The sequence below is a fragment of the Haloferax denitrificans ATCC 35960 genome, assembly GCF_000337795.1.
Taxonomy (GTDB): domain Archaea; phylum Halobacteriota; class Halobacteria; order Halobacteriales; family Haloferacaceae; genus Haloferax; species Haloferax denitrificans.
In genome coordinates this window covers 287,816-311,465 of the sequence record NZ_AOLP01000008.1, presented here as the reverse complement: position 1 = coordinate 311,465, position 23,650 = coordinate 287,816, and the positions used below count along the sequence as shown (strand labels likewise).

Genomic DNA, 23,650 nt, shown 5'->3' with positions numbered 1-23,650 from the left:
ACTGAACGTTCGCACGGAGTGACGCGACGGCGTCGATAACGCCGTGTCCCGAATTACCAGAGCGAACCGTAGCTGTGAACGCTCCGCGTGGTCGCCGCTCGCCGCACCGCGGTTTACTATCATCGAACACGGAGGGCGCCAGTCCTCGAACAATTACACATGTACGCCTGTAATGTGTCGCTCGACGTGCTCGCGGTGAACAGCGAGTACGTTCGCTCTCGTCGCACACCGACCAGCCGGCTCGCCACTACCCCCGCAGGAGTGGAGTTTCGAACAGTCGTTCCACGTTCCTCCCTCGGAGGCAGACGGGTCTCAGAGATGGCGTACGGGGGAGTCGGCCGATTGGCGTCGCCGCTAATCGGAGGAGTCGACGCTCCCGACGACGAAGCCGGTGGCTCCGATGCAACCGTCTCTCAGTATCTCTGCGGGACCGCCGGAGGGGTCACTGCCACGGCGCACCGTCGCGCTCGACGAAGCGCGTGCGCCGTTCGATGTCGTCGATGCGGGCGATGTCTTCGTCGTCCAGTTCGAGCGCGGCGGCACCGAGGTTGTCTTCGAGGTGGGCGCTGGAGGTTGCTTTCGGAATCGCGACGACGTTCTCGTGGCTCGTCACCCACGCGAGACACACCTGCGCGGGCGACGTCTCGTACTGTTCGGCGATGTCGTAGATGGTCTCGTTCGTGAGGGCCTCGCCGCGTGCGAGCGGCGAGTACGCGACGAGCGTGTACTCGTGCCGCTGGGCGTCTTCGACGAGTTCGCGTTGCGGCAAAAACGGGTGTAGCTCGACCTGGTGTGCGAAAAGCGGTGAGTCGAGGACCTCGCGGGCCTCGTCGAGGAGGTCGACGTCGAAGTTCGACACGCCGACGTGTCGGACGCGGTCCGCCTCGACGAGATGTTCGAACGCGCCGAGGGTCTCGGCGGCCTCGTACTCCCCGACCGGCCAGTGAACGTACAGGAGGTCGAGGTAGTCGACGCCGAGCCGCTCCATGCTCGCGTCGGCCTCTTCGAGGACTTCGTCGTGGGTCATCCCACCGCTTATCGGGTGGACTTTCGTGGCGAGAAACAGCTCGTCGCGAGGCGCGTCGGCTTCCTCGATGCCGTCGCCGACGGCCGATTCGTTCCCGTAGTGCTCTGCGGTGTCGACGTGTCTGTACCCCAGTTCGATGGCGGTCCGGACCGACCGGGCGCACTGCGTCGGGTCGTCGTTTTCCCACGTTCCGAGCCCGATTGGTGGCAGAGGTGATACCATACGACGTATCACCCGTATCTGCAAGTAAACTCTTTCGCCGTCGGCGTGCCCCCCGCCGGCCCACCGGGACGAATCCGGAGCGGGGAGTCTCGTCTCCGCGCGCTGGGGTAGATTGATACGACGGCGGACGAATGTACGGTCCGATGACGAGTTTGACTGTCAGACTTCCAAGCGGAGACGACCTTCCGAAGGTCGGCCTCGGAACGTGGGATATCGATGGCGCGACCGTTCGCGCGTCTGTACGCGCCGCGCTCGACGGTGACTACACCCACGTCGACACGGCTGAGGGATATCAAAACGAGGGCGAAATCGGTGAGACGCTCGCGGACTACGACCGCGAAGACCTGTTTCTCACGTCGAAGGTACTGCCGGCGAACCTCAACTACGGTAGCGTCATCGAGTCGTGCGAGAACTCACTCGACAGACTCGGAACCGACTATCTCGATTTGTATCTGATTCACTGGCCGAACCCGGCGATTTCGCTCCGAGAGACGCTCGATGCGATGAAGACGCTCGCCGACGACGGGAAGGTGCGCAACGTCGGCGTCTCCAACTTCAGCGGCTATCAGCTGAGTAACGCGTTACACATCACGGACGTCCCCATCGCCGTCAATCAAATCGAGTTCCATCCCTGGTTCCAGCGGCGCGACTTGGTCGACTACTGCCAGTCGAACGGGGTGGCCGTCGAAGCCGCGGCACCGCTCGGGCGGACGGAGGTACTGCAAGACGCGACGATTCAGGCTATCGCAGAGACGTACGACAAATCTCCCGCGCAAATCGTCCTCAAATGGGCCGTCGAGAAGGACGTCGTCGTCCTGCCGAAGTCGAGTTCCGCGACGCACATCGCCGAAAACGGTGCGTTGTTCGACTGGGAACTCGACGCGGAAGACCAACGGCGTATCGACGAACTGGACCGGAACCAGCCGGTCTACGATACGCTCGAACAGGACTGGTCTCGAGAGGTGTACGGGGTTCCAGAGTAGTCGGTTCGACCTGACGAAGGTGGTTCCGTTGTCTGTGTGGCGCACGGAGCGCGGTTTGCCAGCACCTCGGTTCGATCTCCGCCGTCAGAACGTGTCAATCACTGGGATGCCGACGGTGTCGAAGTCCGTCATCGAGGCTAGCAGTTCGGGTGTCTGGTCGAGAGACACCGTTTCGGATATCACTGCCGCCGGTTCGAGCGCGCCGCGGTCCATCATTCTGAAGATTTCGTCGTAGCGTGGTCGAGGCATCCCGACCGCACCGATGAACTGGAGTTCGTCGAGTACCATCCGGTCTGTCGGGAGCGCGACCTCTCCGCCCTCCTCGTTCGACGTGAGTCCGACTTGCACGTGCTGACCTCTCTTTCGGAGGCTCTTGACCGCGTTTTGGCACGTTTCGGCGATTCCGAGGGCGTCGACCGAGACGTGAGCGCCGCCGTCTGTCAGCCCTCGCACCTCCGACGGAACGTCAGCGAGGTCGTTTGCGTTGAGCGTTTCGACAGCGCCTAGTTCGCGCGCAAACGACAGTTTCTCGTCGAAGAGGTCGACGGCGACGGCGTTGGCCCCCAGCGCGTCGGCGATGTGAACGGCGGACAGGCCGACGCCACCACAGCCGTAGACGACCACCCAGTCTCCCGCGGTGACGTCTGCACGGTGGACGAGAGCGTGAAACGAGGTCATGAACCGACAGCCGAGACCGGCCATCTCGACCGACGCGACGCTGTCCGGGAGCTGGACGACGTTGTAATCCGCCCACGGCACGTGGAATCGTTCGGCGAAGGCCCCGTTGGCCTCGGGTGCGAGTCCGAGCGGGACCCGGTTATCGCAGACGTTCGAGCGACCCAACCGACAGGACGGACACGTCCCGTCGCCGAGGTTGAAGGGGACTGTCACTCGGTCGCCTTCGCGGACGTGTTCAACCTCGTCGCCGACCTCGACGACGACGCCGGCCGGTTCGTGACCGAAGACGTGTCCGTCGTCGAAATCCCGAGACTCCCAGAGCGGGTCGCCCTGCCACGCGTGCCAGTCGCTTCGGCAGATTCCGCACGCCTCCGTCTCCACGATGACACCCGCCTCGTCTAGTGCCGGTTCGTCGACCTCCCGAATTTCGAGCGGCTCACCGGGAGTTGTGAAAGTTACTGCGCGCATCGTACCATGGTGATTGCTGGCAATTAGTATAGTTGTACGGGGATGTCACCCCAGTATCGCGGACGCCAGACCACAGGCGGAGCGAATCGCGGGGCGAGTACGCGACGAATGAGCGAGAACAGTTGGGGTGACGCCCGCGCCGTTCCACTTGCTCGCTCGTCGCGTTTCGGGCCGAAACAGACAGACACATATATAATACTGTTATCTGATAGTATCGGCGACAAGCGCCGTCTCGTCAACCGTGCGTCGTCGGAGACGAGCGACACTCAACCGGGCGTGGTTCGGAGGGGGTGCGTCGGTGAGACCCGATTCGTCTCGATGGGTACCACCCGACCGTCCGCCGCGACAGAGACCGTCACGACTCCCGTTCACCCACGGTTCTGGTCGAGAGGTGGTCCACGCGCCAATCTGAGTCGAGATAAACTATCCCGTGAAAGTCGTCTCGTCGGCCTCACGCAACCCCGAAAGTGAGTTCGACCCGCACAGGCCTCTGTCGTAACGCGGGTATCACGAAACGTGAACCAGCGCCGAACACGTCGAGGAAAACCAAGCTGAAGAATAGTCATGTTTCTTATATTTCACCATATATAATATTATACATATAATATTGGTTCGACGTCGAACGCCGTCGCTACGTCGCCCGTCCGGCGGTGAAAGTTCGACCGCATGCGTGAGCGAAACGACCATCTACCGCGACCGTCGGGGCGACGAGTCCGAGACGCCGGTGGTGGAACTCGTCCGGATATCCGGGACCGCCCGCGAGTCGAGCGAACAGTTCACCGAGTCGAAACGTCGGCGTCTCCGACTGAGCGGCCGGCCAGTCACGGTTAAGTATCTCCCGTCGAACTTTCACGGAGAACAGCTATGAGTGAGACGGTGAACGAGGTGGCCGTCCTGCACGTCGACGACGACGAGGCCTTCGCGGAGTTGGCGGCCGCGTTCCTCGAACGGATGCACGACCGGTTCCGGGTCGAGACCGAAACGTCGGTGGCGGCGGGACTCGACAGACTTGCCGACGAGGAGTTCGACTGCGTCGTCTCCGACTACGACATGCCAAGCCTCGACGGTCTCGACTTCCTCGAAGCCCTCCGCGAGGACGCCCCAGACCTCCCGTTCATCCTCTTTACTGGCAAAGGAAGCGAGGAGGTCGCGAGCGACGCCATCTCCGCGGGCGTCACCGACTACCTCCAGAAGGAACACGGGACCAGTCAGTACACCGTCCTCGCCAACCGCATCGAGAACGCGGTCGAGCAGTACCGCTCACAGCGCGCGCTCGAGGCGAGCGAACAGCGTCTCTCGCTTTTCATCGAACAGTCGCCCCTCGGCGTCCTGGAGTACGACAGCGACTTCCGCATCGTCGGCCTCAACGAGCGTGCGGAAGACATTCTCGGCTACTCCGAGGCGGAACTGCGCGGCCACACCTGGGAGGCCATCGTCACGGAGGGCAGTTACGACAACGTCGACACCGTCACGGACCAGCTCGCCACGGACACCGGAGGCTACCACAGCGTCGACGAGAACGTCCGAAAGGACGGTGAACACATCCACTGCGAGTGGCACAACCGCGTCGTCACCGACGACGGCGGCGAGGTCGTCGCGGTCTTCTCGCTGTTTCAGGACGTGACCGAGCGCATCGAGCGCGAGGCGCGACTCCGGGAGACGACGGCGCGGCTCACCGCGCTCTTCGAGGAGTCGCCCGACATGGTCAACGTTCACAACGTCGACGGCGACATCCTCGACCCGAACCCCCAACTGTGCGAGGCGACCGGCTACAGCGCCGCGGAACTCACCGAGATGAAGGTCTGGGACCTGGACCGAACGCTGGGCGCCGAGCGAGCCACGGACATCTGGAACGACATGGAGCAAGGCGACAGGCGGCGGATCGAGGGCGCCTACACCCGCAAGGACGGCTCGACGTTCCCGGTCGAGGTCCACGTCCGCCGGCTCGACCTCGCCGGCGAGGACCGCTTCGTCGCCATCAGCCGCGACATCTCCAAGCGCGTCGACCACGAAGACGAACTCGAACGGACCAAAGTCCTGCTCTCGACGCTCGTCGGGGCGCTCCCGGTCGGGGTCCTCGCCGAGAACAGCGACCGGACCGTCCTCGCGGTCAACGACCGACTGCTCGAACTGTTCGACATCCAGGAGTCGCCCGCGGAGCTCGTCGACGCGGACTGTCTGAAACTGGCGCGAGAGGCCGGCGAACTCACCACCGACCCCGAGGGCTTCGTCGAGCGCGTCGACGAGCTGATATCCGGGTCCGAATCCGTCTACTCCGAGTCGGTCGAACTGGCGCGCGGCCGGACGCTCGCCCGAAGCTACGAACCCATCGAACTGCCCGAGGGGACCGGCCACCTCTGGATGTACCGCGACACGACCGAACAACGCGAGCGCGAACGACAGCTCCAGCGGCAGAACGAGCGGCTGAGCGAGTTCGCCAGCGTCGTCAGCCACGACCTGCGGAACCCGCTGAACGTCGCCACCGGCAACGTTCAGCTGGCGCGCGAGGAACACGACAGCGACCGGCTCGCCACCGCCGCGGAGGCGCTCGACCGCATCGGTGACCTCATCGACGACCTGCTGACGCTCGCCCGCGAGGGCGACGACGTCGGCGACTGCGAAACCGTGGCGCTGTCGTCGCTCGTCGACGACTGCTGGCGGACCGTCGAGACGGCGGACGCCGACCTCCGAAACGACCTGACGACGACCGTCGTCGCCGACCGAAGCCGGCTCCAGCAACTCATCGAGAACCTCGTCCGTAACTCGGTCGAGCACGGCGGCCCGGGCGTGACGGTGACGGTCGGCGACCTCCCGAACGGCTTCTACGTCGCCGACGACGGCGACGGCATCTCGGCCGACCACCGCGACACGGTCTTCGAGGCCGGGTACACCACCTCGCGCTCGGGGACCGGCTTCGGTCTCGCCATCGTCAAGCAGGTGGCGGAAGCCCACGGCTGGGAGGTCCGCGTCACCGAGTCCGCCGAGGGAGGCACCCGCTTCGAAATCACGGGCGTCGACTTCGCCGACGGCCGGGCGTGAACACGGCGCACGGAGGGCGAGACGGCCGACTCAGTACGGAACGCCGCAACTCGGACACATCGGCGGCGCGCCCTCGGGGAGCTCGACACCGCAATGGGGACACTCCCCGTCCGCGTCGGTCGACGTAATCTCGGCGACCGCGTCCGCGGTCGTGTCTCGAACGCCGGCGAGCGTCCCGACGCCGTCGGCCGGCGAGTCACTGTCACTGTCATCGCCGTCACCCGACGCCCGGAGAAAGCGGACTCGCTCGGCGACGAACGCGGTCGCCTCGTCGGACTCCGCACCGAGCTCCGAGTCCGGAGCCATCACCGATTCGCCGCGCTCGCGGGCCAACAGCCCGAGCGCCTCGGCGGCGCGGCCCCGGACGAAGGCGTTCTCGTCGGCGAGCCGAGCGGAGAGCGCCGACCGACCCGCGCCGAGCGAGTCCGGGGCGTCACAGCCGACGGCCGCTATCGCCGTACAGAGGTGGTATCGGACGAGTTCGTCTCGGTCGTCGAGGTGTTCGACGAGCGCCGAGACGCGGTGGCGAAGCCGGCCGGGGTCGCCGAGCGCGACGCATTCGAGCGCCTTCGCCAGCTTCTGTTTCACCTCGGGTTCGTCGAACGAGAGGCCGACGCGGAGGTCCGCGAGCACGTCCGGCGAGGCGACCGCGTCGGGGTGTTCGAGCGCGACGTAGCCCAGCGCCTCGGCCGACCGGGCGCGGACGTAGTAGAACTCCTCCTCGTCGGCGAGGCGGTCGGCGAGCGCCGGAATCGCGGGAGTGACCGCGTCGGGAGCGGCCGCCGCGACCGCGACGAGCGCCTTCGCGGTCAGCAGTCGGACGGCGCGGTCGTCGTCGGTGAGAAACGGCGTGACGGCGGGAAGAAACGACTCGAACGCGGTCGGCCGGTCGTCCGCGAGGCCTCGAAGCTCTCGGAGCGCCTGTTTACGGTCCTCGTCCGACGCCGTCCGGAGCGCCCCGAGAGAGTCGCTCACCTCCTCGTCGGCCCGGGTCTCGACTGCTTCGACGAGGCGCTCCAGCGGAGACGCGCGGCGTGTGTCGTCCATCGGTTCGTGTCCCTCGTTGGCGGAGTATCCCCTCGGCACGGCAATAAGTTGGTGGGGAGCGCGTCGTCGAATCGAGGGGTCGGGGACGCGGCGTCAGTCCAGCGGGAACCGCGCGACTGCGCCGTCGTCGACGTACGAGACGAACACCGACGCAGACTCGACGCGGGACGAGAGCCGACTGTACGAGTCCGGTTCGTACGACCACCGCGACGCGCCGGTCTCGCGGGCCAGCACCTCGAAGCCGCGGTCCCAGACGGCGACGACGCGGGAGTCCGTGACGCCGAGCGAGTCGAGCGACGGGAGTCCGGTCACGGTCCGCCACCGCCGCGTGCCGTCGAGGCCGAAGCAGTCGACCCGGCCGAGAATCCCGCCGTCGGGGTCGTCGACGCGGCTCCCGACGAACACCGCGTCGTCCGTGGGCTCGACCGCCCGAATCTGGTAGCCCGTGGGGTTCGCCCACAGGCGCTCGCCGGTCTCCCGGTCGAACGCGAGCAGTTCCTGCCGCCCGCCGTCCCGGTCGCGGGTGAGGTACGCCTGCGACCCGAGCACCGTCGTCCGTCCCACGTCGCCGACGGGGACGCGCCACCGAACGCTCCCGTCGGAGGGTTCGTAAGCCACCAGCGTCCCGTCCCTCGCGGCGACGGCGAGTCGGGAGTCCGCGGCGACGTTGGGATACCACCGCCGGGGCTCGGTCCGCCATCGAACGCTTCCGTCCGCCGGCGAGAGCGAGACGACGCGCGATTCGCTCCCCCCCGCCGGCACGGGAACCACGAGCGAGTCGTCGGTGACGCCGTTGAGGAAGTACGACGAGACAGCCCGGTCGAAGCGTCGGTCGCCGGTTTGGGAGTCGTAGCCGGTGAGCGTGTCCTCGGAGCCCGCGAAGTCGAGTTCGGCGACGAGCGAGCCGGTGCGGACGAGTCGCGCCCGGCGCGCCGTGCCCTCGTCGCGCCACAGTTCCTCGCCCGACGAATCGACGGCGTAGAGGTCGCCGTCGGTGCTGTGGACGTGGTACGGGCCGCCGGACGGCGGGGCGACGGGTCGCGCCTCTATCGGGCCGCCCGTCTCGAACCGGAGGGCGGTCGACCCGTCCTCGCGCCGCAGGCCGTACAGCGCCTTGTCCTGCATCCCGGCGAGGACGAGGTCGTCGGTGACGGCGAGCGGGCCGGCCATGTACGCTCCGTCGATATCACGTCGCCAGACGGGTCGTCGCCCGTTGAGCCCGGGAATCGAGCTACAGCCGGCGACCGCGAGCGAGCCGACTGCCGCGAGGCCGCCGAGCATTTCGCGGCGGGTGACGTTTCGGTGCCGATTCCCGGTAGAGTCAGACTGCTCCGAGCGCTCACTCGGCATCGAGCACCTCCGCGTCGAGGCGGGCGAGTTGCCACTCCTGTCCGACGTAGACGCCGTCGCCGGCGGCGACGGCCCAGTTCACCCTGCCGCCGTCGGGAGTTCGCTCAAGCCGATATTCGTCGACGAGCGTCCCGTCGGTCGCGTGGACGTACAGCGCGGTCGGGTCGAACGGGACGGTTCCGCTGTGCCCCCGGACGAGGATGTCCGACCCCACGACGGTCACCAGTCGGTCGCCGACGCGGGTCGGCCCGCAGGTCACGGGGCCGGCCAGTTCGTCCCGCCACAGCCGGGTTCCCGTCTCGGCGTCGAAGGCGTACACGAAGTAGTCCGCGCCGCCGACGTACACGCGGCCGTCGGCGACGAGCGGCCGGGCGAACACGGTGTTTCGGAGCGGCGCGCGCCACCGAACCTCGCCGGTCGCCGCGTCGAGCGCCAGCAGTTCCTCGGTCGCGCTCCCGACGAACACGGTGTCGCCGGCGACCGCCACCGACGACGGCGACGGGCCCACGTCGACGCGCCACGACTCGGAGCCGTCAGTTGCGAACCGGCGAAGCGTTCCGTCGAGGACGGGCGCGACGACGCCGGCATCGGAGCCGTCGCCGGCGGGTGCGGCGGCGGGCGCACCGGCGAGCGACGCCGGAAGTTCGGCGCGGAAGCGTCGCTCGCCCTCCTCGCGGGACAGCCCGAGCAGTCGGTCCACCACGTCGTTTTCCGTGCCCGAGATGGGGAAGACGACGGTGTCGCCGGCGACGACCGGCGGATATTGGACGACGCCCGGGTCGGCTCTGTCCACACCCGTCAACCCGGTGGTCCACGATTTCTCGCCCGTCTCGTAATCGACCGCCGTGGCCCGCTCCGCCTTCGAGAACAGGTAGGCGTGGCGGTCGTCGAGGGCGAGGGGCGACCGGTGTCCTTTTCGACCGGTCACCGCCCAGCGCTCCTCGCCGGTTTCGGGGTCGAGCGCGGACACCATCGGGTCGGCGTGAAACGGGCTCCCAGTCCCGACGAGCAAGGGGCCGGACGACGGTCGCAGGGCGCGGGTCGGAGTTCGCACGTCCGCCGTCCACGCGGTCGGCATCGGGAGCGAATCGTCGCGGCCCGTGAGACTCGCACAGCCGGCGAGGCCGGCGGCGAGCGCGGGAATCGCCTTCAGCGCGTCGCGTCTCGAATAGGAGGGCATCGCGGGAACGTGTGACCCGGTTGATAATACTCCTGTTGGTTTCGACGGCGGCGCGACCGGCCTCGGCCGGCGGGTCTCCGAGCGGAAAGCCACGAAGCCTTTTACCCCGCGCCGAGACGGCGGGCGTATGCTCTCCAGACGCGAGGTGCTGGCCGCGGGCGGAGCCGCGCTCGCGGTCGGTCTCGCCGGCTGTGGCGGTTCCCCGCCGACCCCGGACGCGACGTTCGACGCGCCGACGACGGCGTGGCCGACCGCCGGCTACGACCCGGGGGCGACGGGTCACGCGCCCGCCGGCCCGACCGAGGGAACCGTCTCGTGGAGCGTCTCGCGGAGTTCCGCCGACCCACCGCTCTACGGCGCGCTCTCCCCGCCGGTCGTCGCCGACGGCACCGTCTACGTCGCCGGGCTCGCCACCCACTATTACAGGCCGGACGACTTCGTGAGCCCGCTGGCCGCAATCGACGCCGCGTCCGGGTCGGTCCGGTGGGTCGAAGGCTTCGCGGGGGGACTCGGCGGCGGCCCCGCGGTCGTCGGCGACGACTCCGAAACCGTCGTCGTCGGCGGGTACGACGGCGCGCTCCACGCCGTCGGGAGCGACGGGTCGAGCGAGTGGACCGCGGACCTCGGCGGCCGGCTCGGCACGCCGACGGCGTACGGAAACCGACTGTACGTCGAAAGCGGGAGCGGTCGCCTGCACGCCGTCGGGAGCGGTGGAGACCGGCTGTGGGCCGCCGACCGACCGGGTCCGTCGGAACTCCTCGTCGGCCCGGACGAGCCGGTCGAGACGACGATGCCCGTCGCCGACGACCGCGGCGTCTACGCCGCCTTCACGCCGTTCGAGCGGGAGCGCGAGGCGGTCGTCGTCCTCGGCTACGACCACGGCGGTGGGCGGCGCTGGCGGGCGGTGCTCGACGGGCGGTACGGCCGATCGCCTAACGGCCTCGCCGTCACCGACGACGCGCTGTACGCGACCGTCGGCGGGACCGTCTACGCGCTGGACGCCGACACCGGCGAGGAGCGGTGGCGGTTCGTGACCGGCTCGACGGTGGCAGGCCCGCCGACGGTCGACGACGAGCGAGTGTACGTCGGCGCGAAGAACCTCTACGCGCTCTCCCGGAGCGAGGGCGTCGAACAATGGCGCGTGGTGAACGAAGCGCCGCCGAGCCACCACCGCGACCCGACGGCGCTCCCGTATCTCGCTCGTCCGCCCGTCGCCGACGGCCGGGTCTACCTCCGGACCGGAGCGGTCTCTGCCACCGACGGAACGCGGCTGTGGGGCGGCGACGCCGACGAGTGGCTCCAGTCGGGGAACTACTTCGCCGAACCGTACTACAGGCGACCGATGGCGTCGCCGGTCGTCACCGGAGACGCGATGTATCTGACTCACCCACACCGCGGGGTGGTGAAGGTCGCATGACCGACGCCGACCGGCGACCGACTCGGCGACGGCTCTTGGCGAGTCTCGGAAGCGCCGCCGCCGTCGGCGCGGCGGGCTGTCTCGGAACGCGGTCGGAACACAACCCGACGAGCGGTGAGTGCCCCGAGTACGACCCCGTCGAACCGGCGACGACGGACTGGCGCGGCGTGCTGGGGCCGACGACGAACACCGGGGCCGTCGCGGCCGAGGCGGTCCCCGAGGGCGACCTCGCGATAGACTGGACGGTGCCCGTCGAGACCTACGTGGGCCACCACGTCCCGGTCGTCGCCGACGGCACCGTCTACGTCCACGACATGGACGACGAACTCTCCGCGGTCGACGCCGAGACCGGCGAGCGGATGTGGACCAGACCGCTCACCGACCCCGAACCCGCGCCCGCAGTCGGCGGCGGGACGCTCGTCGTCGTGACCGGCGAGGAGACCCACGCGTTCGACGCGGCGACGGGAGACCGGCGCTGGAAGCGAGACGACCTCGGCGGCGGCATCTTCGGCGCGAGCCCCATCGTCGCGGGCGACACCGTCTACGTCCAGTCGGGCGTGGCGACCCACGCGCTGTCGCGTTCGACCGGTGAGACGCGCTGGCGGACCGCGACCGGGTTCCCCTCCGACTCGACGCCCGCGGTCGACGGCGACACGGTCTACACCGCCGGCGACGACACCTACGTCCGGGCGCTGGCCGCGGCCGACGGGGCGGAGCGCTGGCGCGCGAAGACGAGCGCCCGAATCGCGTGTAACGTCTCGGTCGTCGCGGGAACCGTCCTCGTCGGGACCGGGGCCGGGAACGTGCTCGGGTTCGACGCCGAGACCGGCGAGGAACGCTGGCGCTACCGACTCGAACCGCGGCGGGCGAGGGGTGAACGTCGACCGAGGCGGCCCGAGACCATCGCGACCGACGGGAGCCGGGTGTACGTCGCGACCGACGACCGACTGGTCGCGCTCGCGCTGGCTGACGGGACCCGCTGTTGGGACAACCGGAACTACGCCGGGGGCTACGCGAGCGGCATCGCCGTCGGCGCGGGAAAGGTGTTCGTCCCGACGCACGACGACAGCGGCGGCGCGATGACCGTCCTCGACGCCGCCACCGGGAATACGCAACAGGAACTGGCCGGAGACGAACGCCAGCGCTTCGATATCGGGCCGAGCGTCGCCGGGGGCGGCGTCTACTTCGCCGGGCGGAACGCCGTCGTCCGACTCAGTTAGGGCGTCCGTCGCCGGCCGTCACTCGACTGGTCGGGCCGCCGGCTCGTCTGGTGGTCGGGCCGTCGGCTCGTTGTTCTTCAGTTCGGAAGCGGCGGCCACGTCGTCGCCACCGTCTCGGCGATGAGCCGGGTCTGCGCGCGCCGGAGTCGCTCGGAGGCCGAGGAGGCGGTGATGCCGAGTTCGTCGGCGACCTCCCGCAGGGTGGCCCCGCGGGGGATGTCGAAGTAGCCCAGTTCGTACGCCGTCCGGAGCGCCTCGTCCTGCCGGTCAGTGAGTCCCTCGCCCGGCGGTTCGGGGTCGCCGTCGCGGGCGAGGCGTCGGAGGTCGAAGCCGGCGTTCCGCCGCCAGAACGACGCGAACCGCCCGAACGCGTCGCGGTCCGCGAACCAGCCGGTCTGTCGCCAGCCCGCCGGTCGGACCTCGATGCGCTCGATGATGGCGTCGGCGGTGGCGAGGGCCTCCAATCCGGCGAGGTCGTCGAGGCTGTCCCCGAGCTGTTCTTCGAAGCTCAACCCCGGGACGGCCTGATACCGGCGCGTCTCGCCCGACTCGCCGATTCGGGTCCAGTCGGCCACGTCTGAGGCGTCGTCCATGGCGCGTTCGAGCGCCCGCGTCGAACCCCCCGTGACCGTGACGACGAACATCGGCCGCTCGCCGTGGTTGTACTGGAGTTCCAGCGCGAGCGTCGCCTCCGGGACCGCCGCCGCGACCCCGGTCAGCGGGAGCGCGTCGCAGTCGATGTCGAACTCGGCGATGAGCCCCATACGTCCGCCCTCTCGGCGGTCGGTCAAGGGCGTGTCGGAGCGGCCGAGACAGTCGCCGTCTTCCGCCCCCATGTAAACGGCCGCACGGCTGAGAGTGCGACTTAGCCGCCGCCGGCGACAAGCGAGAGTGCGATGCAACCGATTCGATTCGAACCCGGAGTCGAACTGTCCGACGAGCGATTCGGGAGCGGCACGCCGCTTCTGTGCTGTCACGGCGGGATGGCACCACCGGCGTTCTGGGACCCAATCGTCCCGCACTTCGATGGGTACGAGGTCGTCGTCCCGGAGCGACCCGGCTTCGGCACCTGTCTGGACGACGCCGAGACGACGCCCCCCGAGGCGGTGCTGGAGCGCGAGGCCGAGTACGTCCGTGAACTCGTCGACGAGATTCGCGCGGCGACCGGGCGCGACCCGGCGCTGTTCGGTCACTCCTACGGCGCGCTCACCGCCCTCGAAGCGGCGACCGACGCGCGGGTGGCCGCCGTCGCCGCCTACGAACCGGCGGTGCTCCCGGAAGCGTACCGAGCCGAGGCGGACCTCTCGGAGCGCATGGCCGCGCTCGTGGAGGCGGGGGAGCGACGCGAGGCGGTCAAACGCTACGTCGAGCAGGTGCTCCACCCCGACGGCATCGACGACCTCGACGCGTGGCTCGACGAGTGGCCCGTCTGGCCCGACTGCGTCGCCCTCGCCGAGGAGGTCGTCCGGATGAATCGCGCCGTCGAGCAGTACCGGCTTCCGGCCCGCTTGGACGTGGACGCGCCCGCCGTGGTCTTGGCCGGCACCGACGGCCCCGATTTCCTCCGCGAGAGCGCCCGAAACGTCCACGACGCCCTCCCGACCAGTCGGTTCGTCGAGTTCGACGCGCTCGGCCACGGCGGCCCCGGCGACGACCCCGAACGCGTCGCGGCCGCGGTCGATTCGTTCATTCGTGACCGGGTCGCTCACCCGTGAAAACGCCGACCACGCCGGTACTCGTGTGACGACAATTGCGGAAGCACGAGCCGTTTCGCAGTCGTCTCCGGGCGGCTCGCGGTTCGAGGCGCGGACCACACGCGACGACCAGTCAACCAAACATTCTTTGCTCGATGCGGAGACGTGGTCAGTATGTCAGCCCTCCAATCCATCGGTACAGCCGCCGGGTCCCTCAGACGGAACCCGATACTGTTCGTCGTCGCCATGGCGTTCAGCCTGATTCAACTCCCGTCGGTGTTCGCGCAGGCGGTCAGCCCGTTCATCGGGAGCATCATCTCGCTGGGGTTCAGCGGACTCACGATATTCATCGTCCCGTTCTTCCTCGGCGGCGTTCTCGGTATGGCCAACGAGGCCATCGACGGTCGCACCTCGCTCGGCACGTTCGTCAGCGAGGGGAAGACGCACTACGTCTCACTGCTCGTGGTGTACTTCTCCCTGCTCGTCGTCAACTTCGTGTTGTCGTTCGTCGGCGTCTTCGCCTCGGTGTTCGTCGGCATCGCCGTCCTCGGAAGCAACGGCGAGATGAGTACCGTCGCGCTCGCGGTTCTGGGCGTCGTCGTCCTCGCCGTGGCTCTCACCTACCTCGCCGTGGTGTTCGTCGTGCAGTTCTTCGGCCACGCCATCGTCATCGACGACCTCGGCGCGGTCGACGGCATCAAGCGGAGCGTCTCCTGCGTCAGGAACAACATCGTGTCGGTCCTCGGCTACTCGGTCATCACCGGCCTCGGCGGCGTCCTCGCCGGCGCGTTCGCCGTCGTCATCTCGCTCCTGCTCACCCCGTCGCTCCGACATCAGGGGGCCGCGGTGGCCGGGGCGGGTTCCGGCGCTCCCGCCGCGTCGGCGTTTTCGAGTCTCCCGACGGTCGGCGTCGTCGGCATGGTCGTCGTCGCGGTCGGACTCGTGCTCGTCAGCGGTCTCGTCGGCGGCTTCTTCGCCGCCTACTCGACGGCGTTCTACCGGTCGATTCGTCCGGCGAATCCCGAGACGACGGCACCCTGAGGCGGCGACACCCTGAGACGACGACTCCCTGAGACGACGGCCGAGTCGCCGCAGGTTCTGTCGCTCACGTGTCATTCGCAACCGTTAGGCGTCAGGGGGGTGAATCGGGGGTCGTCCCATGCCCTCCACGAACGCGGACGCCGCGATTGAAGCGGTCGACCTCAGGAAGTCCTACGGCTCCGAGGTCGCGCTCGACGGCGTCTCGCTGTCGATTCCGAGCGGAACGGTGTACGGCTTTCTCGGGCCGAACGGCGCGGGAAAGACGACGACGATGCGCATCCTGACGGGGCTTTCACAGCCCACCTCGGGGTCGGTCCGCATCTGCGGACTCGACGTGAGCGACCGCGGAAAACTCGCGCCGCACGTCGGCTACCTCCCGGAGACGCCGCCGCTGTACGACGAGTTCAGCGCCCGCGAGCAACTCGACTACGTCGCCGACCTCCGGGACATCCCGGCGGAGACCGCCGAGGCGCGCATCGACGACCTGCTCGACCGGTTCGGCCTCGTCGGCGACGCGAACAAGCGCATCGGCACGTACTCGAAGGGGATGAAACAGAAGACCGCGTTCATCCAGAGCGTGCTCCACGAGCCGGACGTGCTGTTTCTCGACGAGCCGACCTCGGGGCTCGACCCCCGCGCGGCGAGACAGATTCGAACGTCCATCGGCGACGTGGCCGCCTCGGGGTCGACCGTCTTCCTCTCGACGCACATCCTCCCCGTGGTCGAGGCCGTCGCCGACGAGGTCGGCGTCCTGTTCGACGGCCGCGTCGTCGCCGAGGGGACGCCCGACGAGGTGAAATCGCGCGCCCAGACGGGCGGCGAGGGCTCGCTCGAAGACGCGTTCCTCGCGGTCACGAGCGACGAGACGCGACTGACGGGTGTCGCCGACGAATGAGCCTGCGACGAGACGTTCGCCACGGCCTGCGAATCGGGCGCGCCGAGTTCGTTCGGAGCGTCCGGGGATACGCCTCCGAGACGCGCCGAGTCGTCGGCCTCCTGCTTCTCGCGTTGGTCTTCGGCGGCAACCTCCTGTTTTCGCTCCCGGTCGTCTACGTCGCCGGCCGGCGCGCGCAGTCCGTGACCGAGATTCCACTCTTCGGCCTCGTCGCCACCGCGGTCCCCGTGGTGCTCACCCTCCTCGCGACGTTCCGGACGCTCGAACGCATCGGCCGCGTCGAACACGAGTCGCTCGTGCTGACGACGGTCCACCCGCGGGCCGTCGTCGTCGGACTCATCGCGGCCGAAGTCGGCCGCATCGGCCTCTGGTTCGGACTCCCGTTCGCTGTCGTCGCCGCAACGTTCACGGCCGGCCTCGGCGCGCCGTCGCTTTTGGTGACGGCGGTCGCCGTCGTCGCCCCGCTCGCGTGCTGTACGACCGTCTGGGGCTACGCGGCCGGCGTCGCCGTGCTCCGCGGATTCGAGCGCCTGCCCGGCGTCCGGCGCACGCTCAAGGTCGTCGGCTTCGTCGCGATGGCGGGGCTCGTCCTCGTCTCGCAGTCGTTCGGCCGGTCGCTGGCCGACGGCTCGCTCCCGGTCGACACGCTGGCGGCGACGCTGACGTTCGACCCGCTCGCCGACTACCTCGCGCTCGCGTTCGTCGGAACGCCGCTGGCTCGACCGTTCTCGGCGCCCGCCGTCGCCACCCTCGCGGCCATCGTCGCGCTCACACCCGTCGGCCTCGTCGTCGCCACCCGGCAGGCCAGCGCGCTCTGGTTCACCGACCACGCGACCGGAGGCGACCGAGGCTCGGCGGCGAGCGCGAAGGCTGACGGGTCTCACGGAGGCTTCTCGACGCCGAGACCCCTCGCGGCGACGAAAGGCGGCCACGTCGCGTGGGGCCTGCTCGTCCGCGGCGTGCGCCACCCCCAGAAGTTCACGCACCTCGTCATGCTGGTGTTCTTCCTCGGCCCGCTCGGCACGACCATCGTCCAGTCCTCGGCCGACGGACTCGGCCCGATACTCGCCGCGAGCGGGGCCGGCCTCGGGACCTACCTCGCGGGCGCGACGTTCGGCCTCAACCCCATCGGCGACGACCGCCCGCAGTTCCCGCTGTTGCTGTTGACCGCGACCGCGCCGCGAACGCTGGTCCGTGGACGCGTCCTCGCCGGCGCGATTCTCGGCGTTCCGGTCGCGGCGGCGCTCCCGCTGGCGACGGTCGCCCTCGGTACGCCGCCGCTGTCGGCGGTCGCGTTCGCGCTCGTCGGCGTGTTCATGTGCCTCGCCGCGGCGGCCTTCGCGGTCGGCCTCGGCGCGGCCTACCCGATATACGAGGAACGCGAGTTCTGGGGCGCGACGACGGTCGTCCCCTCGACGCTCGTGCTGATGGCGTTCATGTTCGTCGTCGGCCCCGGCACCGTCATCGGCCTCGTCGCCACGTGGTTCGGCGTCACCGGCCACCTCGCTCCGACGCCGCTTCTCGCCGCCGGACTCGGACTGTACCTCCTCCTCACCGTCGGCGTCTCCTACGGCTCGTACCGCTACGCGATTCGGCGGTACCGGACGTACACGTTCGACTGACGGGGGCTGGCGTCGTCGGTCGGGGCGGAACGCAATCGCGACGGACGACGACTCGCGGGCGTCAGTCCGCCACGCGGAACACGCCGGGGTCCCGTCCCATTCCGGCGAAGTAAATCTCGGAGCCGCGGACCGATAGACCGCCCGTCGGTCGGGCGTCGAGCGCCTTCGACCACAGTTCATCGCCGGACGCCGCCGAGACGGCGTAGAGTCGGTCGTCGCTCGCCACGAATCGGGTGTCGTCGGCGACGACCGGCGGCCGGGCGAACGTATCCGCATCGAGCGACAGCGACCACTTCGTCGCGCCGTCGGCGGCGTCGAACGCGGCGAGGCTCCCCCGCGAAGTCTGGGCGTGGAGCGTGTCGCCCGCGACGGCGGTCCGCGGGCTACCGTTCTCCGGGAGCGGAATCGACGCCTGCCACTGCGTCGACCCGTCTTCGAGGGCGAGGGCGAACACGTTCCCGCGGTGGGCGTTGTAGTAGAGATGGGAATCGCCCACTGCGAGCGGGACGCCGCTCTGCGGGAGGTCATCGCGCCGCCACCGCTCCTCGCCGGTCGCGGCGTCGAGCGCGGCGACGCCGGTCTGCTCGTGGTCGACGCCGATTGGCGTGTAGACGACGCCGTCGCGGGCGACGAGTCCGGGAGACGCCTCGCCGGCGTCGTAGCTCCATTGCTCCTTCCCAGTCGCCGGGTCGCGCCCGAAGACGGTCGACCCGCCGCCGTCGACGAGCGTCCCCGCCGCGAGCACCGGCGCGTTCGCGGGGGTCCCGTACCCGCCGTTACTCGTCCGCCAGCACCGCTCGCCGGTCCGAGCGTCGTAGGCCGCGACGAACTCGGCGGTCGAGACGAACATCGCGTCGCCGGCCAGCGTGGGCGTGGACTTGCCGTGCGCGTAATCGACGGTCCATGCGTCGTCGGATTCGGCGGGGGCGGTCTCGGAATCGAGGTCGAGAGCGCGATAGACGCCGTCTTCCCCGTCGCCGTCGCTGTGGCCGAGTACGCCCCGCCCGTCGGCGAGCGCGACCGAGGTGGCGAGCGCCGCGTCGCCGGACGCGATTCGCTCGACGCTCGCGTCCGCCGAGGGGCCGGAGTCGGTCGTGTAACCGGTGTTGGCGAAGTCGCGCTGGTAGGTCGGCCACGCGCCCGTCACGTCGCCGACGGGCGCGTCGCGGCGGTAGTCTCGCTCGACGTCGAGGGCACCGAGCGCGCGGGCGACACAGCCAGAGAGCGACGCGAGGGCGGTCGCGCCACCAGCCGCGAGGACGGCTCTGCGCGTGTGCATGTTGGAGGGCATACATGTTCGTGTCCCGCCGCGACCGTACTAACAGTTTCCCTCGAAGCGGCAGGGACGAGGGAGGGGGCCCGGCGGAGGCAGTAACCGCGGGGATGGCACCTCGTCCTACCGGTTCTCCACGAGCGCGTCGACCGGGTTGTCGAGGGCGAAATCGACGTTCTCGGAGGGGTCGTCGGTCCGGGCTTCGAGGTCCGAGACGACCGATTCGGCCCGGTGGCGGAACGCGCGGAGCGTCTGTCTCCCCTCCTCCGTGAGTTCGAGGTACCGGCGGGTTCCGCGCTGGGTGACCGTGACGTAGCCCTGATGTTCGAGCGTCGCGGTGACGCGGTTGTCGAGGACGTTGTAGTCGCCGGTGACGGGGTCGTAGTCCTCGGCGTCGCCGTCGACGCGGCCGCGCATGAAATCGAGGCCGTAGCGGGCCGCCTCGGTGATGAGCGTCTTCTTTTTCGCGCGTTTGGCGTCGGTGTCGTGGGCCTCGATGAAGGCGAGCGCGGCGACCTGGTCGGGGGACGGCGAGTCGATTTGGTAGGTCGTCAGGAGCGACGCCCGCGCGAAGCCCTCCGTGACCGGCGCGTCGAGGCCGTGCGGCCGGACCTCGGGGTCGACGACGTACGGTTCGGCGTCGGTGTGTTCGTCCATGCAGGCCATCGTCGCGCCGACGGCCGCGCGCTTGGTGCCGGCGGTGACGTTGACGCGGACGAAGTCGTCGGGGTGCCAGTCGGCGATGGTCGTAATCGCGCCCATCACCTCGTACATGTCGAAGAGGTCCAAGTACTCGACGTCCGGCGGGGAGCCGACCACGTCGGCGATGCGGTCGACGACCGCCTCGTGGTAGGTCGGCCGCTCGACCGCGGGGTCCTCGTGTTCGAGGAGGTAGACCTTGTCCGGCCGGTCGTCCTCGATGGGGCCGACGATGCGGTCGTGTTCGCGCCACAGGGGGACGATGTGAACGCGGAGATGTCGTTTCATCTGTCACTCTCGGCCACGACCCCCCGCGTCGAAAGTCATTCGATTGGGAGATTCATCCGCAGACGACCGATACTGCGCCCGTACACCCGAGACTCCGAGAAACACACGCTATTCACGCTACTCACGTAACTAACGGTAGTAAGCGAGGAACCGACAATGTGGGTTACCGACTACGAATAGTTGCCGCCGGCCGCGCTCCAACGGACCGGCGGTTGCGACCCGCCGACGGCGGCGCGACCAGCGGTCCCCGGTCGCGTCCCCGCGGCGGAACCCGCGTCGGCGGACGACCCCCCGGAACCTTCGCCCGGTGCGCTCGGGGCGTCGGCCAGTCCGCCGACACGCGCCCTCCAGCCCCCACGCTTCGGCCCTCCACCACCGGCCGACGCTCCGACAGCACCGCCTTTTCTTGCTCCGAATCGCCTCACATCAGCCGACGAGCGCGGCGCTCTCGACCCACAGCGGACGCACGAAAAAGCGAACGAGTGTCCGCACCGCGGCTCGCTCGATTCAGTTCAGTTCGGTTTAGTTCGGTCCGGTTTGGTTCGGTCCGATTCGATTCGGCTCAGTGCGGCTCGGCCCGAGCTGGGCCGGGCCAGTTCAGATGTCGAACACGTCGAGGCCGGTCCGCTCGTCGAGGTGGTGGGTCAGCGGCGTCTCGCCGAGATGGATGACGACCTCGAACGTCCCGGAGACGCGCGCGCCGGAACAGTGGCCGCCGAGCGTCTCGAACTCGCGCGTGCCGACCTGAATGTGCGTGTGAATCTTGTCGGGGCCGATGTTGCCGAGGAAGCTCGTCACCTCGAACTGGCCCGTGAACTCCTCTTCGAGGTACTCCTGGTCGTCCACGTCGTAGTGGCCGAGCGTGACGGAGTCGACCGCGCCGATACCCGTGAGAAAGCCGTGTTCGATGTCGAACTCGTCGCGAACCGTCGCGAGCGAGTCGAGGACCTGTTCGCCGGGGTCCAGCCTGACGACGACCGTATCGTCTTCTTTGACGTAGTCCATGGTTGTGCCCGAGCGTCCGGTACAGCGCCGGCGGCGTAATATGTTTTGAAAGGCTCAACGTTGCGGGACGAACGGGGAGATAAATATTGGCTTCCCGACTATTAAGCAGACAGTACTGTATTTTGAGTAATCACAACGGGTCGTGTCTTTGAGAGCCAACTGACCCCCACATCGGCGCGAAACCGTCGTCTCAGTCGCTTCGAACGCTCGGTTCGCCAGTTTCGGAGAATAACCCCAGTCACGACGAAATCCGTCTCGAATAAGACGACCACCAGTCATCAGGTTCGTCGTCGAAAACGGGGGAATCACGGGGCAAATGAACTATATCGGGCGCTCGCAGTCGGTCCTTACTCGAACGCCCGCGGAGAGGAGAGACTGGAGTCACCACGGAAACGTGAACGTCGAGACGAGACCGACGTCGACGCTCGAAACGGGCGAATCGGTCGAAACAGAACCGAGAGCGAGACTCGAAGCGACCGCAGACGACGACGTGTCCGAAGTCGACCGACCGTTCGACAAAAGTATAAGAAATAGAGTATAGCCAGATATTTTATATTATTGAGATGTCCGCTCGGTCCGGGCGATGGGCCAGACCGACCGCGGCCGCAATCACTCAACGCGTCACCGGAGCATCGACCCGCCGTCGACGGTCAACACCGTACCCGTCATGTAGCCCGCGCCGTCGCAGAGGAACGCGACCACGTCGGCGACTTCCTCGGGCGTTCCGATGCGTTCGAGCGGGAGGTCGGCGGCGTACTCGGCGAGCGCCGCCTCGGTCCAGAGGTTCGACTCGGTGAGAAGCGGCGTCTCGACGAGTCCCGGCGCGACGCAGTTGACGCGCACCTCGGGACCGAGCTGTTTCGCCAGACCCTTCGTCAGCCCGAAGACGCCCGCCTTCGACGAGGAGTAGTGGACGCCGCCGGTCGCGCTCCCTCGGAGGCCGGCGACGCTCGACACGTTGACGATGGCACCCTCGCCGCGGTCGACCATGCCCGGCGCGACGGCGCGGGCGACGACGTACTGGCCCTTGAGGTTCACGTCGAGGACGCGGTCCCACTCGTCGGGGTCGAGGTCCGCGAGGGAGACCGCCCGCGAGATGCCCGCGTTGTTCACGAGCGCCGCCACGTCGGCGACCGATTCGACCGCCGCCACCGCGTCCGCGACCGCGTCGGGGTCGCGAACGTCGACCGCGAACTCGCGAACGCTTTCGTCGTCCCAGTCGGCCTCGCCGGTCTCGATATCGAAGCAGGCGACGTAGTCGTAGTCCGCTCGGAGTCGCTCGACGACCGCCCGTCCGATACCGCTGGACGCGCCGGTCACGATTGCCGCGCGCTGGTGGTCCGTCATGTGGTTCGAGACGGCTCGGACCGTAGTACGTGTTGGGGTGGCGGCGAGTGAGGAAGCGAGTGGGACAGTGAAGAAGCGAGTGAAGTGGTAACTGTTTTCGTGGTCGCGCGTGAGCCGTTCGTATGCAGTTCGCAGTCAACGTTCCGACCAGCGCCGGCGACTCCGTTCACTCTCAGTTGGCGTTCTGCGACGAGATTTCGTGGGACGCGCAGGCGGAGTTCGCCGTGGCGATGGAGGGCCTCGGCTTCGACGGCGTCGCCGTCCCCGACCACGTCATGACCGGGAGCGGCCCGACGACGGAGTGTTTCGTCACGCTGGCCGCCATCGCCCGCGAGACGGAAGACGTGTACCTCTACCCGAAGACGGTGAACAACCACTTCCGGAACCCGGCGCTCCTCGCCAAGCAGGCCGCCACGCTCGACGCCGTGAGCGACGGGCGACTGAAACTCGGCATGGGAGCCGGCTGGAAGGAGAGCGAGGCGCGGGCCTACGGCTACGACTGGCCGGACGCGCCGACCCGCCTTCGGATGCTGGAGGAGTCGATTCGGATGCTCAAGCGCCTGTGGACCGAGGAGACGGTCAGCTTCGACGGCGACTACTACAGCCTCGACGAGGCGATGTGCCGGCCGCATCCCGTTTCCGACCCGCACCCGCCAATCATGGTCGGGGGCGGCGGCGAGTCGTTCACGCTCCGAATCACCGCCCAACTCGCCGACTCGTGGAACTTCTGGGGACCGCCGGAGGTGATGCAACACAAACTGGACGTGCTCGAACGCCACTGCGAGGGCTACGGCCGGCCGTTCGAGGAGATAGAGCGCTCGTGGTTCGCGCGGTGTCTGCTACGCGAGGACGAGGCGGAACTCGACGCCCTCCTCGACGAGCACTTCCCGCGGTTCAAGCCCGAGAACGTCGCCGACAGCGAGTATCCGCTCGTCGGCACGCCCGAACAGGTCCGCGAGCGACTGGAGACGTTCGCCGACATGGGCTTCGGCGAAGTCGTCGTCGAGTTCGTCGACTTCCCCGAGACGACGAGCGCCGAACTGTTCGCCGAGCACGTCGCGCCGGCGTTTCGGTAGCTCGCGGGACGAGAGACGATAGGCCGCCAGCGTTTGGGTGCGGCATGGAAACAGCTATCACATCGATTTTCGTACGTCG

The 23,650-nt window shown here is 68.5% G+C and carries 20 protein-coding genes; 10 read left to right on the top strand and 10 right to left on the bottom strand.

The window, feature by feature from the left end:
• Nucleotides 1-442 precede the first annotated feature (442 nt).
• Complete coding sequence (locus C438_RS06805; protein WP_004968599.1) at nucleotides 443-1,249, bottom strand: aldo/keto reductase; 807 nt, start codon at nucleotides 1,247-1,249, stop codon at nucleotides 443-445.
• Between the two features lie 143 nt (nucleotides 1,250-1,392).
• Here C438_RS06805 and C438_RS06800 point away from each other — a divergent pair, with 143 nt between their 5' ends.
• Nucleotides 1,393-2,232 (top strand): aldo/keto reductase, encoded by an 840-nt coding sequence (locus C438_RS06800; protein ID WP_049917814.1) that lies wholly within the window; start codon nucleotides 1,393-1,395, stop codon nucleotides 2,230-2,232.
• 84 nt (nucleotides 2,233-2,316) lie between these two features.
• On the opposite strand, the gene C438_RS06795 is transcribed toward C438_RS06800, so the two are convergent.
• Complete coding sequence (locus C438_RS06795) at nucleotides 2,317-3,378, bottom strand: zinc-binding dehydrogenase (protein WP_049917812.1); 1,062 nt, start codon at nucleotides 3,376-3,378, stop codon at nucleotides 2,317-2,319.
• Between the two features lie 670 nt (nucleotides 3,379-4,048).
• Here C438_RS06795 and C438_RS06790 point away from each other — a divergent pair.
• Both C438_RS06790 and C438_RS06785 read left to right on the top strand, forming a co-directional pair.
• On the top strand, nucleotides 4,049-4,246 hold the full coding sequence (locus tag C438_RS06790) for a hypothetical protein (protein ID WP_004968596.1): 198 nt from the start codon (nucleotides 4,049-4,051) through the stop codon (nucleotides 4,244-4,246).
• Nucleotides 4,243-6,417: a hybrid sensor histidine kinase/response regulator gene (locus C438_RS06785; RefSeq protein WP_004968595.1), complete on the top strand. Its 2,175-nt coding sequence runs from the start codon at nucleotides 4,243-4,245 to the stop codon at nucleotides 6,415-6,417. The genes C438_RS06790 and C438_RS06785 overlap by 4 nt, the downstream gene beginning before the upstream one ends.
• A gap of 30 nt (nucleotides 6,418-6,447) precedes the next feature.
• Here the strand turns inward: C438_RS06785 and C438_RS06780 are convergent, their stop codons facing one another.
• From C438_RS06780 to C438_RS06770, 3 genes are all read right to left on the bottom strand, one after another.
• A complete protein-coding gene (locus C438_RS06780; RefSeq protein ID WP_004968594.1) occupies nucleotides 6,448-7,464 on the bottom strand; it encodes a HEAT repeat domain-containing protein in 1,017 nt (338 codons plus the stop codon).
• Between the two features lie 93 nt (nucleotides 7,465-7,557).
• Nucleotides 7,558-8,814: an outer membrane protein assembly factor BamB family protein gene (locus tag C438_RS06775; protein WP_049917810.1), complete on the bottom strand. Its 1,257-nt coding sequence runs from the start codon at nucleotides 8,812-8,814 to the stop codon at nucleotides 7,558-7,560.
• Nucleotides 8,804-9,994 carry a PQQ-binding-like beta-propeller repeat protein gene (locus C438_RS06770; protein WP_004968592.1) on the bottom strand — a complete coding sequence of 397 codons (1,191 nt, stop codon included), beginning with the start codon at nucleotides 9,992-9,994 and terminating at the stop codon, nucleotides 8,804-8,806. Before C438_RS06770 ends, C438_RS06775 begins: the two co-directional genes overlap by 11 nt.
• A 127-nt stretch (nucleotides 9,995-10,121) precedes the next feature.
• On the opposite strand from C438_RS06770, the gene C438_RS06765 reads away from it, so the two are divergent.
• Together C438_RS06765 and C438_RS06760 are read left to right on the top strand one after the other, a co-directional pair.
• Nucleotides 10,122-11,411: an outer membrane protein assembly factor BamB family protein gene (locus tag C438_RS06765; RefSeq protein WP_004968591.1), complete on the top strand. Its 1,290-nt coding sequence runs from the start codon at nucleotides 10,122-10,124 to the stop codon at nucleotides 11,409-11,411.
• Nucleotides 11,408-12,631 (top strand): outer membrane protein assembly factor BamB family protein, encoded by a 1,224-nt coding sequence (locus C438_RS06760; protein WP_049917808.1) that lies wholly within the window; start codon nucleotides 11,408-11,410, stop codon nucleotides 12,629-12,631. Before C438_RS06765 ends, C438_RS06760 begins: the two co-directional genes overlap by 4 nt.
• A gap of 77 nt (nucleotides 12,632-12,708) precedes the next feature.
• Here C438_RS06760 and C438_RS06755 read toward each other — a convergent pair whose 3' ends face one another.
• Nucleotides 12,709-13,467: a helix-turn-helix domain-containing protein gene (locus tag C438_RS06755; RefSeq protein WP_004968589.1), complete on the bottom strand. Its 759-nt coding sequence runs from the start codon at nucleotides 13,465-13,467 to the stop codon at nucleotides 12,709-12,711.
• Nucleotides 13,468-13,527: 60 nt separating this feature from the next.
• On the opposite strand from C438_RS06755, the gene C438_RS06750 reads away from it, so the two are divergent.
• From C438_RS06750 to C438_RS06735, 4 genes are all read left to right on the top strand, one after another.
• The gene (locus tag C438_RS06750) at nucleotides 13,528-14,346 is read left to right on the top strand and encodes an alpha/beta fold hydrolase (protein ID WP_004968588.1); all 819 of its coding nucleotides are present in this window, start codon (nucleotides 13,528-13,530) and stop codon (nucleotides 14,344-14,346) included.
• A gap of 153 nt (nucleotides 14,347-14,499) precedes the next feature.
• On the top strand, nucleotides 14,500-15,366 hold the full coding sequence (locus C438_RS06745; protein ID WP_049917807.1) for a DUF7847 domain-containing protein: 867 nt from the start codon (nucleotides 14,500-14,502) through the stop codon (nucleotides 15,364-15,366).
• A 118-nt stretch (nucleotides 15,367-15,484) separates the two neighbouring features.
• Nucleotides 15,485-16,261, top strand: a complete 777-nt coding sequence (locus C438_RS06740; protein WP_004968586.1) for an ABC transporter ATP-binding protein — start codon at nucleotides 15,485-15,487, stop codon at nucleotides 16,259-16,261.
• On the top strand, nucleotides 16,258-17,883 hold the full coding sequence (locus C438_RS06735; RefSeq protein ID WP_004968585.1) for a hypothetical protein: 1,626 nt from the start codon (nucleotides 16,258-16,260) through the stop codon (nucleotides 17,881-17,883). The genes C438_RS06740 and C438_RS06735 overlap by 4 nt, the downstream gene beginning before the upstream one ends.
• A 61-nt stretch (nucleotides 17,884-17,944) precedes the next feature.
• On the opposite strand, the gene C438_RS06730 is transcribed toward C438_RS06735, so the two are convergent.
• From C438_RS06730 to C438_RS06710, 4 genes are all read right to left on the bottom strand, one after another.
• On the bottom strand, nucleotides 17,945-19,174 hold the full coding sequence (locus C438_RS06730; protein ID WP_049917805.1) for a PQQ-binding-like beta-propeller repeat protein: 1,230 nt from the start codon (nucleotides 19,172-19,174) through the stop codon (nucleotides 17,945-17,947).
• A 105-nt stretch (nucleotides 19,175-19,279) separates the two neighbouring features.
• On the bottom strand, nucleotides 19,280-20,143 hold the full coding sequence (locus C438_RS06725; protein ID WP_004968583.1) for an HFX_2341 family transcriptional regulator domain-containing protein: 864 nt from the start codon (nucleotides 20,141-20,143) through the stop codon (nucleotides 19,280-19,282).
• A 597-nt stretch (nucleotides 20,144-20,740) separates the two neighbouring features.
• Complete coding sequence (locus C438_RS06720) at nucleotides 20,741-21,148, bottom strand: PPC domain-containing DNA-binding protein (RefSeq protein WP_004968582.1); 408 nt, start codon at nucleotides 21,146-21,148, stop codon at nucleotides 20,741-20,743.
• Between the two features lie 621 nt (nucleotides 21,149-21,769).
• Complete coding sequence (locus C438_RS06710; protein ID WP_004968580.1) at nucleotides 21,770-22,495, bottom strand: SDR family NAD(P)-dependent oxidoreductase; 726 nt, start codon at nucleotides 22,493-22,495, stop codon at nucleotides 21,770-21,772.
• 122 nt (nucleotides 22,496-22,617) lie between these two features.
• On the opposite strand from C438_RS06710, the gene C438_RS06705 reads away from it, so the two are divergent.
• Nucleotides 22,618-23,571 carry an LLM class flavin-dependent oxidoreductase gene (locus C438_RS06705; RefSeq protein WP_004968579.1) on the top strand — a complete coding sequence of 318 codons (954 nt, stop codon included), beginning with the start codon at nucleotides 22,618-22,620 and terminating at the stop codon, nucleotides 23,569-23,571.
• Nucleotides 23,572-23,650 lie beyond the last annotated feature (79 nt).